Source organism: Yoonia sp. (genome assembly GCF_965660735.1).
Classification (GTDB): domain Bacteria; phylum Pseudomonadota; class Alphaproteobacteria; order Rhodobacterales; family Rhodobacteraceae; genus Yoonia.
This window is the reverse complement of sequence record NZ_CBFIBD010000010.1, coordinates 59,775-70,450: the sequence shown is the minus strand read 5'-3', so window position 1 is coordinate 70,450 and position 10,676 is coordinate 59,775. Positions and strand designations below refer to the sequence as shown.

Below are 10,676 nucleotides of genomic sequence, written 5' to 3'. Positions count from 1 at the left end.
ATCGCGGCAGCCCTCGATATGGCATTGCGGGTCTTGACCACCGATGCCGCCAGCCCGACGGAACCGGGTCGTGTGGTTCCCGCGGCGCTGCCGTATCCGGTCTTGTATGCGCGGTGGATGGCTGCTGGCAGTATGGCGCCGGGGCTGATTGCGCATCTGCCAAAGGCGATCGCATGGGCCGATGTGGTGCATTTGACCGCAACCTACAGTTTTCCGACCTTGCCGGTGCTGGCGCTGGCAAGGTTGATCGGGCGCCCCGTCGTGTGGTCGCCGCGCGGTGCGCTTCAGGCAACGCAAGTCTGGTCTGATGCGCCGCGCAAAGCCCACAAGCGCCAGTTTGAAAGGCTCGCACAAGTCTTGCGGCCCAATGCCACCGTGCTGCATGTGACAGCACCGGCAGAGGCGCGCGACAGCGTGGCCCGCCTGTCCGGCATTCAAACCGCCTGTATTCCGAACTGTGTGGCGATTCCGACGATCAAGCCAAAGATGCAAACGCAAGAAGTGCGGCTTCTCTATATCGGGCGCCTGCATCCCAAAAAGGGGGTAGAGCGCCTGTTTGACGCCATGCCAAAGCTGCCCGACACCGTGCGGCTGGATGTCTATGGCGCTGGCAATCCTGCCTATGTCGCAGGTCTGCAGGCCCGCGCGGCTACATCCGGCGGGCGCATACGCCTGCATGGGCATGTGGACGGTCCGGCAAAGGCCGCGGCCTTTGCGCAGGCCGATCTGTGCGTTCTGCCCAGCTATTCGGAAAATTTCGGTATCGTCGTGGCCGAGGCGCTGGCCTACGGCGTGCCAGTGCTGACGACGGTTGCGACCCCGTGGGAAGCGCTTGACCGCGTCGGATGTGGGCGGTGTGTCGATCTGGATCAGATGCCGCTGGCGCAGGTGATCACGGACATGTTGCAGGCCGATCTGACCGCGATGGGGGCCTCAGGACGTGCATGGATGGCGCGGGATTTTTCGCCACAAGCGATGACCGATGCTTTTGTGGCGCTTTATGCAAGGCTCGCTCAGGGGCGCGGCGCGTTGGTGTCCGCATGACAGCCCGTCTGGACATCACCGCCAACAGGCGTTGTCGCAAATACAGTCGCCGCACGCAGGTTGCTCGGGTGGTTTGGGCGCTTTGCCTGCCGCTGTTCCGGTTCAGCCCGCGCCCGCTGTGGGGCTGGCGGGTGTGGCTGTTGCGGCGGTTCGGCGCGCGGGTGGGGCGCTGCGCGCATCTGCATCCGACAGTGCGCATCCTGATGCCGTGGAACCTGACGATTGGTGATCAGGTCACCATCGGGGATCGGGCGATCCTTTATGCGCTGGGGGCGATCACGATCGGCGACAGGGCGACGGTGTCGCAATATGCCCACCTTTGCGCGGGCACCCATGACGCCAGCGACCCCGCGCGTGCGCTGCGCAGGCTGCCGGTAAGTATCGGGACTGACGCATGGGTTTGCGCCGATGCATTTGTCGGTCCGGATGTGCGGATCGGGGCAAATGCGATCCTTGGGGCGCGTGCGGTGGCGATGCGTGATCTGCCAGCCGGATGCACCGGCGTCGGCAATCCGATGCGCGTGATTGGACAAAAGGAAGAGCCATGAAAATTTCGGTCGTGACAGCGGTTTTCAATGGTGGTGATACCCTGCCCCGCGCGGTGGGCAGCCTGTGCAGCCAGACCCATAACGATGTCGAACACGTCGTGCAGGATGGTGGATCAACCGATGGCACGCTGGCTTGGCTGCGGGCGTATGGGCATCCCGGCATGACGCTGGTGTCGGCGGCGGACAGCGGGATATATGACGCCATCAACGCCGGTATTTCGCGGGCGTCAGGTGATGTGATCGGCTTGCTTCATGCCGACGACTATCTGGCGGACGCCGATGTGCTGGCCCGCGTCGCTGCGGTGTTTGCGGATCCGGCTATCGACGGCGTTTATGGCGACCTGCAATATGTGTCGCGCGATGATGATACGCGCGTGATCCGGCACTGGTCGGCGGGTGTCTATACACCTGACCGGCTGCGCCGTGGCTGGATGCCGCCGCACCCCACACTTTACCTGCGGCGCGAAGTTTTCACCCGCTGGGGGCTTTACGATACCAGCTATCGGATTGCCGGGGATTATGACGGGATGTTGCGCTGGCTGACCACGGGGCAGGTTCGGCTGGCCTATATCCCGCATGTGATGGTGCAGATGCGGCTGGGGGGTGTCAGCAATCGGTCGCTGGCACAACTGCTGCGCAAAAGCCGCGAGGATTACCGTGCGATCCGGCAAAACGGTGTCGGGGGCGTTGGCACGCTGATGGCCAAGAATCTGACCAAGCTGCCGCAATACCTGTCACGACAAGCATAGCGCAAGGCCCTTCAGACTGTCAGGACTGAACCGCGATCTGCCGCAAGACGAGGTCGATCATCCGGTCGATATCGGCAAAAGGAACCCCGGCGCCGGTCTGATCCAAACCCAAGAGAACGATACCGTGCACAGATGAAAATATCGCACGTGTCAAAAGCGCCAGTTCCAGTGCGTCACGCTCGGGAAAGATCATGACCAGAGGATCCGAAATATGGGTCAAAAGGCGCTCTGTCTGCGCGCGATACCAATCCGGTGCCGCCGGATCACAGAGACGTTCCGCATCAAACAGCGCCCGCCAGGTCAGATGATTGTCCGCAGCAAAGCGGTGATAGGCATGGCCCATGACGATCAACTGTTCCACCGGGTCTTGTGGCGCTGCGGCCAGCGCTGCGGCCAAATCACCCCCCAGTTTATCAAATGTGCGCGCATTCACGGCCTGCACGATTTCGGACACATCATCGCACACAGTGTGAATATCTTCGACCGCGCATCCCGCCGCTGCCGCCAGATCGTGGGCGCACAGGGCGTGCAGACCTTTTTCAGCAATTATCTGCTGTGCGCATTGCACCAGTTTTTCCCGTAGTGCATCGCGTCTTTGTGTCACTGTGCCTGCCATGGTTTCCCTCTGTTCGACGATGTCGCGCCTGACAAGCGTCCGCCGCGACCGATAGGTCCGTCAGGTCTTGACCGGTGCGCCGCCTGCAAAAGTGTTCACCCCGTGATAGCTGATCGGCGCCTCCTGCATTTGCAGGTGCAGACCATCGCAGGTGTAGGGATGGGCGCGGGCCAGATCCTCGTCGAATTCAATGCCCAGACCGGGGGCTGTCGGCACGCGAATATAGCCGTTTTCGACTGTGATGGACCCTTTGATCAGATCACGATGAAACGGTGTTTCAATCGTTTCGGCCATCAGGATGTTCGGGATCGATGCGGCCAGTTGCACATTCGCAGCCCACTCGACCGGCCCGGCATAAAGATGTGGTGCGATTTGTGCGTTATACACCTCGGCCATGGCGGCGATTTTCTTGACCTCCCAGATGCCACCGGCGCGGCCAAGGGCGGGTTGCAGTATTGTTGCAGCACCCGATCGCAGCACAGGCGCGAATTCCGCCTTGGTCGTCAGCCGTTCACCTGTCGCAACGGGCACGCCTACGGCACCGGCGACCTTGGCCATTTCATTGACGTTATCGGGTGGGATCGGTTCCTCGTACCATAGCGGATCATAGGGGGCGATAGCACGCCCCAGCCGGATCGCGCCGCCGGTGCTGAATTGCCCATGGGTGCCGAACAGCAGATCTGCACGGTCGCCCACCGCATCGCGAATCGCCTTGCAGAACGCGACCGACAGCGCAATGTCGGGCCGCGACGGCATATGCCCACCGCGCATCGTATATGGCCCGGCGGGGTCGAATTTCACCGCAGTATATCCCTGTTCCACCATATCGCACGCGACCCCGGCGGCCATTTCAGGGCTCGCCCAGAAATCGGGCAACGGATGGCTGGGGCCGGGGTAAAGATATGTATACGCGCGGATACGGTCGTTCATCCGCCCGCCGATCAGCGCGTGCACGGGGCGGTCGCGGTCCTTGCCCAGAATGTCCCAACAGGCGATTTCAAGACCCGACCACGCGCCCATGACCGTCAGGTCAGGCCGCTGGGTGAACCCCGACGAATAGACGCGGCGGAACATCAGTTCGATGTTTTCGGGATTTTCGCCCGCCATGTGGCGTTCGAACACATCGGTAATCACAGCCTTCATCGCCGCAGGCCCGACGGATGAGGCATAGCATTCGCCATAGCCGACGATGCCGGTATCGGTTGTGACCTTGGGAATGATCCAATAGCGCCCACCCCATCCGGGGGCAGGCGGGGCGGTGACGATGATATCAAGATCGGCGAGTTTCATAGCCTGCCTTCTGTTGTGCGCTCAATCAAATACGATCACGTTGCGCTTGGCGCTGCCGGTCTTGGTGTCGGCAATAGCGTCGTTGATCTGTTCCAGCGTCCAGCGGCCTGAAATCAGCTCGTCCAGCTTCAGGCGGCCCTGTGCATACAGATCGACCATCCATGGAATATCCCGTGCGATGACAACATCGCCCATCTTGGACCCGACCATGCCTTGGCCGGTCGCGGCCATCATGACGGGTTCATAAGATGCCATCGCGCCGGAATGGGGCATCCCCACCATGATGACCTTGCCGCCATTCGCCAGATATTGCGGCGCCTGTTCATAGGCCGGCGTTGCGCCGACGGTGACAAATACGGCGTCCGCCCCGCGCCCCATTGCTTGTTTGGCCGCGCGCCATGGCTTCTCGGTTGTCGCCAGCACGCCGTCGGTCGCACCGAAGTCGCGTGCAATGGCCAGTTTTTCCTCGGACATGTCCACCGCCACGATCCGGCGCGCCCCTGCGATGCGCGCGCCCTGGATCGCGTTCAGCCCAACGCCGCCTGCGCCGATCACGACCACATCCTGACCCGCGCGCAGGCCGGCGGCATTCACGACGGCCCCGACGCCCGTAATGACACCGCAGGCCAGCAGCGATGCGGCCTCCATCCCGATGCCTTCGGGTAGTTTCACGATCTGGCTTTGGTTCACGACGACACGTTCGGCAAAACCGCCGGTGTGCATGGCCTGATGCAACGGCCCGCCATCTGCGGCCGTCAGTGGCCCGCTGGCCATGTCACTTTCGCACGATACCGGCTTGCCGCCTGCACAGGACGGGCAGGTTCCGCAGGACCGGATCAGCGTCACAACGACCCCGTCACCGATGCTGATACCCCGCACACCTTCGCCAACGGCGCTGACATGGCCGGCAGCCTCGTGGCCATAAACGGCCGGAAGCGTCCCACCCCAGCCCCCGTCGATATAGGAAATATCCGAATGGCAGATCGCACAGGCACGCAGCGTCACCTCGACTTCGCCCATCTGCGGGGCGGCAAGTGTGACGGTTTCGATCTGCAAGGGCTGCCCGAAGGCACGGCAAACGGCGGCTTTGATTTGTGGCATTGGCGGGCCTATGGTCAGGTGTTGCTTTACGCTACCCTGTGAAATTGGCCTGCAATGCGCAAGTGCCGTTCGTCACGCAGCCCGGGCTTTTGCGGGCCCAGCGGTTTGCACAAAGACGAAGATACAGCCGATCGTCAGGACCGCGGATAAAAGGAATGGTGCGCCGGGCATGTAGAACGGGGTTGTCGGCGCGGTGAAGTACCAGAACGTCTGCGTCACGATCAACGGTGCCGCAATCGTCGCGACCGCATTGATCGAGGTGACAGTGCCTTGCAGTTCGCCTTGCTGGTTGTCGGCGGCGGTGCGCGACATGATCCCCTGGAGAGCAGGCCCGGCGATGGACCCAAGCGCCGTCAACGACGTCAGTGCCAATGCGACCCAGCCATTGGTCACGAATGCCAGCAACACAAAGGCCACCACATCAATCGACAACCCCAAGATCACCGCGCGGCGTTCCCCGATCCGGTTCAGGATGGGCCGGATCAGCACCCCCTGCACAATTGCAATCCCGATGCCGAACAGACCCAGCGACACCCCGATCATCCCCGGACCCCAGCCAAAACGTTCCACCCCGAAATAGGCCCAGACGCCCGGATAGACGAAAAACGCCACTGTGTAGACAAAGGTGATCAGCATCAGCCGTTTCAACCCCGGCAGTGCGCCGATATTGGCGAATGCCCCCAGCGGGTTGGCGCGCTGCCACTGGAACGGGCGGCGGATGCGGTCGGTGACGGTTTCGGGCAGGATGAAATAGCCGAACACCGCATTGGCCGCCGCCAATATGGCCGCTGCCCAGAACGGCGCGCGCGTGCCGTATTCCGCCAACAGCCCGCCGATCAGCGGCCCCAGCACAAAGCCCACGCCAAAACCTGCACCGATCAGGCCGAAGTTCGCTGACTTCTCCTCGGGTTTGGAAATGTCGGCCATATAGGCGGCTGAGGTGGATTGCGTCGCCGCCGTGATCCCGCCGATGATGCGCCCGATGATCAACAGCCAGATCGTGTGGGCCAGCGCCATCAGCACATAGTCCAGTGCCATGATTACCAGCGATACGATCAGCACCGGGCGGCGTCCGTAACGGTCCGACAGGCTGCCAAGGGTCGGGCCGAACAGAAACTGCATCGCGGCAAAGATCGTGGCCAGTATCCCGCCCCACACGGCGGCACGGGCGATGCCTGCGCCTTCGACCTCTTGAATCAGGGCGGGCATCACGGGCATGATCAGGCCAATGCCCATGGCGTCGATCACGACGGTAATCAGGATGAACAGAACGGGCAGGCGGTTTTTCATGACGTGCAGCGTTAAACCGTCCGGTTTACTTTGCAAGCCCTGATGTCATCACCCCGCGATCCGGATCAAATGCGCAGCAAGGCCTGCCGGATCGGACAGGAACGGTGAATGCGATGTGGGCATTTGCGTTATCGTCTCGGCTGGCCAGCCGGCGGTCATGGTCACCTGAAATTCGGGTGGAATGGTTCTGTCATCCGAGCAGCGGATGTAGTGGCGCGGCAGGTCGAGCGTTGGCACCATTGGTGTTTCCTGCGGCAGGATCGGCTGCGGACAGAGTTGCGCCACGGCCCATTCCGCCCGGTCGCGGGGGACATCGTGATAGAACTTGTCCGCGGCCTGCGATGGATCGACAGAAAATGTCACCCTGTCCGCATCCACGATAATCGCATCCAGCAGCGGCTGACTGGGGGCCATCCGGCGCATATCGGCCAGCGATTTTCCCGCCATCGGCACATAGGCGCAAAGATAGACCAGCTTGCTGATCTTTTCGGGCGCAAGGTTTGCCGCTGCGGTGATCGGATAACCGGCCATGGAATGGCCGACCAGCACCACGGGCGTGTCGATCGCATCGACAATGGCGCGGGCATAAAGGTCAAGTGTCACATCACCGGGGGGTGTCGTGTCAGACCCGTGCGACGGCAGGTCAATCGCGCGGGCGGTGTGGCCCGCAGCCCGCAAATGTGCGATTACGTCATCCCAGCACCATGCCCCATGGCACGATCCGTGGATCAGCAGAAAATCAGACATGGCCGGTCTCTTTCAAGAACTGGTTCAGGATATCGGCATACCCTTGGGGGTTTTCCGCGCAGGGCAGGTGGCCCACGCGCGGCATCAGCCTGAACTGTGATCCGGGGATCAGATCGACGGTTTCGCGCACCAGATCGGGCGGTGTCGCGCCATCATCTGCCCCCGCAATGCCCAGCGTCGGCAGGCGCAGTCCGCTGGTGGGGGTATAGAAATCAGTGCCCGCAATGGCCGCACTGGTGCCCGCATATCCCTGCGCGGGGGTGGTGACCAGCATGTCTTGCCAAGGTTTCATAGCCGGCGTGCCGTAGAAATCGCGCCCGAACCAGCGCTGCATGACGCTGTCGGCCATCGCATCCAGCCCCTTGGCATTCACCATGTCGATCCGGTCCTGCCACATCTGGGGGCTGCCGATCTTGGCGGCGGTATTCGAAAGCACCATGGCCCGGATAATGTCTGGCCGTTTGATCGCCAGGCCCTGCGCCACCATCCCGCCGACCGACAGGCCTACGAACATGGCGTCGCGGATTTCCAGCGCGTCGCAGATCGCCTCGGCGTCGCTGATCAACTGGCCCATCGTATAAGGCGCATCGGGCACATCCGATTGCCCGTGCCCGCGCATGTCATAGCGCACGATCCGCAGGCCGGCGGGCAAAAGCGGCACAACGCCGTCCCACAGATGCAGGGTGGTCCCCAAAGAATTGGCGAACATGATCGTCGGGGCATCCGCGTCTTGCACCCCATCCACGCGCACATTCAGCGCGACACCGTCACGGTTGATTTTCATCGGAACTCTCCTCAGGAAAAGTGTAATCCCTGCCGGGCGTCATGGCAGGGTGTCCAGCGCCAGTTTGAACACATCCGCATCCACATTGCCGCCCGTGGCAACTGCGACAACCGCATCACCGCTGAATGCATCCGGATGAAACAATGCCGCCGCCAACGCCACCGCCCCGCCGGGTTCCAGCACGATTTTTAGCCGGTCAAACGCCAGCCCGACCGCGCGCAGGGCCTCATCTTCGGTCACGACCACGCCGGCACCGCAATGGGCCTGCATGATCGGAAAGGTCAGATCACCCGGTTGCGGCGTGATGATCGCATCGCAAAGCGACCCTGACAGCCGCGCGTTGCGCAGGATCAGGCCCGCCGCGAGCGACCGGGTCACATCGTCGAACCCTTCGGGTTCAACGGGCCGCACCCGCATGTCAGGCGCATCCGCTGCCAGCGCCAGCGCGATGCCTGATGTCAGGCCCCCACCGCCACAGCACACCGCCACCTCTGCATCCGTAATCCCAAGTGCGGTCATGTCTTGCGCAATCTCCAGCCCGCATGTGCCTTGGCCCGCGATCACCTGCGGTTCGTCATAGGGTTTGATCAGTGTCAGCCCGCGTTCGCGCGACAGGCGCGCGCCGATTTCGTCGCGGTTCTCGGTTGCGCGGTCATATAGCACCACCTCGGCCCCGAGCGCCCGGGTATTGGCGATTTTCACTGCAGGCGCATCGGCGGGCATGATGATGACCGCAGGCGCGCCGTGGGTGCGTGCGGCAAGGGCCACGCCCTGTGCATGGTTGCCGCTGGAAAACGCGATGACGCCAGCCTTGCGTGCTGCATCGGACAGGGCGGATACCGCCGACCAGCCGCCGCGAAACTTGAATGAACCTGTGTGTTGCAGGCATTCGGGTTTGACGAAAACGCGCCGCCCGGCGATGTCGTCCAGAAAGGGCGAGGTCAGGATCGGGGTGTGCCGCGCGTGCCCCTGCAACCGCACCGCAGCGGCGCGGATCATGTCGATATTCATTGCATTTTCTCCAGCCATGCATGCAGCGCGGCAAGCGCCTGTGGTTCGTCCAGGAATGGCACATGGCCCCGATCAGGCACATCGACCCTGATCATGTCAGGGCGGCGGCGGGCCATTTCATCGGCGGTTTCAGGCGTCAGAAGGTCTGAATTTGCCCCGCGGATCAATGCAAGGGGCAACCCCTCCAGTGCGTCGAACAGCGGCCAAAGGTCGGGCGGGGGGGTGTCCTGGCTGGCCAGCACCGCATCGCGTAATTTCGGGTCATAGCGGATGCGCAGGCCGTCCGGTGTCTCTTCGTAATGGGCGCGGACCTCGGCCAGCCAGCGGTCCATCGGGACGTGCTTGAAATGGGTCCATGCCTGATCACGGAATGCGGCGGCTTCTGCATAAGTTTTCTGGGCCGGGTTGCGCCCGATATAGGCCTTGATCACATCCAGCCCCTTGTCGGAAATCTCTGGTCCGATGTCGTTCAGCGCCACGCCCAGCAATCTGTCCTTGGCCGTTGCGGCCAGCATCATCGCAACCAGCCCGCCGCGTGATGTGCCAAGGATCGCGGCGCGTTCCAGCCCCAGATGATCCATCAGCGCCACCACATCCGCCGCTTCCTGAGGGACGGTATAGGTTGCGGGATCAGCCAGGTCGGATTGTCCGCGACCACGGTAATCGGGCCGGATCAGGCGCACCGGCAGATGCGGGGCGACATGGTCGAAATCCGCGCCGTTGCGCGTCAGCCCGGCCAGCGCCATCACCGGCAGGCCGTTGCCTTGATCGGTATAATGCAGCGCCAAGCCGTCATCGCTTTGATAGGTGGGCATCAGGCAAGCTCCGGTATGGTGGTCAGGTCAGGCAGGACATGGTGGGGTTGCGCATAAAGCCGGTCCATCGGTTCACCGGCGCGGTTCACCCAGGCGGTCTGAAACCCGTAACCGGCAGCCCCTGCCGCATCCCAGCCATTCGAGGACACGAACAGCACCGCGTCCTGCGCGCAGCCGAAATGCCCGCCCACCAGATCATAGACACGGGTGTGGGGTTTGAAGATGCCGACGCTTTCCACCGACAGCACCGCATCCAGCAGATCGCCGATGCCCGCCGACTGCACCGCGCCGTCCAGCATCGCCGGGCTGCCATTGGACAGGATCGCGGTTTTCAGCCCCCTGTCCCTGAGTGCGGCCAGCATGGCGGGCACCTCGGGGTAGGCGGCCAGTTCCCAGTAAAGCTCTAACAGACGGGTGCGGGTTGCGGTGCCCGTCACGCCATTTGCCTCCAGTGCCCAATCAAGGCCGTCCTGCGTGACCTGCCAGAAATCGCAGTGCTGCCCGGCCACGGCGCGCAGCCATGTGTATTGCAACTGTTTCAACCGCCAGTCGCGGGCAATCGCCGGCCAGACGTGTTGCAACACGGCATGTTCGGGTTCCCTGGCCGCTTGCGCCGCTGCCGCGCCCACATCGAACAATGTGCCATAGGCATCGAAAACGCAGGTGGTGATTGGCATGATA

Annotated in this window: 12 protein-coding genes; 3 read left to right on the top strand and 9 right to left on the bottom strand. The window is 62.7% G+C overall.

Translation table 11 applies throughout. The features are described from left to right. The 3 genes from ACTG4B_RS06275 to ACTG4B_RS06265 form a co-directional block, all read left to right on the top strand. On the top strand, positions 1-1,044 hold a 1,044-nt coding region (locus ACTG4B_RS06275), incomplete at its 5' end, for a glycosyltransferase (protein ID WP_439154838.1). Beyond that, positions 1,041-1,592, top strand: coding sequence for a DapH/DapD/GlmU-related protein (locus ACTG4B_RS06270; protein ID WP_439154837.1), 552 nt, complete (start codon positions 1,041-1,043; stop codon positions 1,590-1,592). The genes ACTG4B_RS06275 and ACTG4B_RS06270, both read left to right, overlap by 4 nt. Then, entirely contained in the window at positions 1,589-2,341 is a 753-nt protein-coding gene (locus tag ACTG4B_RS06265; RefSeq protein ID WP_439154836.1) for a glycosyltransferase family 2 protein, read from the top strand. Before ACTG4B_RS06270 ends, ACTG4B_RS06265 begins: the two co-directional genes overlap by 4 nt. Before the next feature lie 19 nt (positions 2,342-2,360). On the opposite strand, the gene ACTG4B_RS06260 is transcribed toward ACTG4B_RS06265, so the two are convergent. From ACTG4B_RS06260 to ACTG4B_RS06220, 9 genes are all read right to left on the bottom strand, one after another. After that, positions 2,361-2,957: a TetR/AcrR family transcriptional regulator gene (locus tag ACTG4B_RS06260; RefSeq protein WP_439154835.1), complete on the bottom strand. Its 597-nt coding sequence runs from the start codon at positions 2,955-2,957 to the stop codon at positions 2,361-2,363. Between the two features lie 60 nt (positions 2,958-3,017). Next, the gene (locus ACTG4B_RS06255) at positions 3,018-4,247 is read right to left on the bottom strand and encodes a mandelate racemase/muconate lactonizing enzyme family protein (protein WP_439154834.1); all 1,230 of its coding nucleotides are present in this window, start codon (positions 4,245-4,247) and stop codon (positions 3,018-3,020) included. Between the two features lie 21 nt (positions 4,248-4,268). Further along, positions 4,269-5,348, bottom strand: a complete 1,080-nt coding sequence (locus ACTG4B_RS06250; RefSeq protein ID WP_439154833.1) for a Zn-dependent alcohol dehydrogenase — start codon at positions 5,346-5,348, stop codon at positions 4,269-4,271. Between the two features lie 72 nt (positions 5,349-5,420). Next, entirely contained in the window at positions 5,421-6,638 is a 1,218-nt protein-coding gene (locus tag ACTG4B_RS06245) for a TCR/Tet family MFS transporter (protein WP_439154832.1), read from the bottom strand. A gap of 48 nt (positions 6,639-6,686) precedes the next feature. Then, entirely contained in the window at positions 6,687-7,385 is a 699-nt protein-coding gene (locus ACTG4B_RS06240) for an alpha/beta fold hydrolase (RefSeq protein ID WP_439154831.1), read from the bottom strand. After that, positions 7,378-8,169 (bottom strand): 3-oxoadipate enol-lactonase, encoded by a 792-nt coding sequence (gene pcaD / locus ACTG4B_RS06235; RefSeq protein WP_439154830.1) that lies wholly within the window; start codon positions 8,167-8,169, stop codon positions 7,378-7,380. The genes ACTG4B_RS06240 and pcaD overlap by 8 nt, the downstream gene beginning before the upstream one ends. 39 nt (positions 8,170-8,208) lie before the next feature. Beyond that, positions 8,209-9,180 (bottom strand): threonine ammonia-lyase, encoded by a 972-nt coding sequence (locus ACTG4B_RS06230; protein WP_439154829.1) that lies wholly within the window; start codon positions 9,178-9,180, stop codon positions 8,209-8,211. After that, positions 9,177-9,995 carry an alpha/beta fold hydrolase gene (locus ACTG4B_RS06225; protein WP_439154828.1) on the bottom strand — a complete coding sequence of 273 codons (819 nt, stop codon included), beginning with the start codon at positions 9,993-9,995 and terminating at the stop codon, positions 9,177-9,179. The genes ACTG4B_RS06230 and ACTG4B_RS06225 overlap by 4 nt, the downstream gene beginning before the upstream one ends. Then, positions 9,995-10,672 carry a haloacid dehalogenase type II gene (locus ACTG4B_RS06220; RefSeq protein ID WP_439154827.1) on the bottom strand — a complete coding sequence of 226 codons (678 nt, stop codon included), beginning with the start codon at positions 10,670-10,672 and terminating at the stop codon, positions 9,995-9,997. The genes ACTG4B_RS06225 and ACTG4B_RS06220 overlap by 1 nt, the downstream gene beginning before the upstream one ends. Between the last annotated feature and the right edge of the window lie 4 nt (positions 10,673-10,676).

Coding starts and splice junctions, on each gene's coding strand:
- ACTG4B_RS06270 (WP_439154837.1), top strand. CDS start 1,041: ATGACAGCCCGTCTGGACATCACCGCCAACAGGCGTTGTCGCAAATAC.
- ACTG4B_RS06265 (WP_439154836.1), top strand. CDS start 1,589: ATGAAAATTTCGGTCGTGACAGCGGTTTTCAATGGTGGTGATACCCTG.
- ACTG4B_RS06260 (WP_439154835.1), bottom strand. CDS start 2,957: ATGGCAGGCACAGTGACACAAAGACGCGATGCACTACGGGAAAAACTG.
- ACTG4B_RS06255 (WP_439154834.1), bottom strand. CDS start 4,247: ATGAAACTCGCCGATCTTGATATCATCGTCACCGCCCCGCCTGCCCCC.
- ACTG4B_RS06250 (WP_439154833.1), bottom strand. CDS start 5,348: ATGCCACAAATCAAAGCCGCCGTTTGCCGTGCCTTCGGGCAGCCCTTG.
- ACTG4B_RS06245 (WP_439154832.1), bottom strand. CDS start 6,638: ATGAAAAACCGCCTGCCCGTTCTGTTCATCCTGATTACCGTCGTGATC.
- ACTG4B_RS06240 (WP_439154831.1), bottom strand. CDS start 7,385: ATGTCTGATTTTCTGCTGATCCACGGATCGTGCCATGGGGCATGGTGC.
- pcaD (WP_439154830.1), bottom strand. CDS start 8,169: ATGAAAATCAACCGTGACGGTGTCGCGCTGAATGTGCGCGTGGATGGG.
- ACTG4B_RS06230 (WP_439154829.1), bottom strand. CDS start 9,180: ATGAATATCGACATGATCCGCGCCGCTGCGGTGCGGTTGCAGGGGCAC.
- ACTG4B_RS06225 (WP_439154828.1), bottom strand. CDS start 9,995: ATGCCCACCTATCAAAGCGATGACGGCTTGGCGCTGCATTATACCGAT.
- ACTG4B_RS06220 (WP_439154827.1), bottom strand. CDS start 10,672: ATGCCAATCACCACCTGCGTTTTCGATGCCTATGGCACATTGTTCGAT.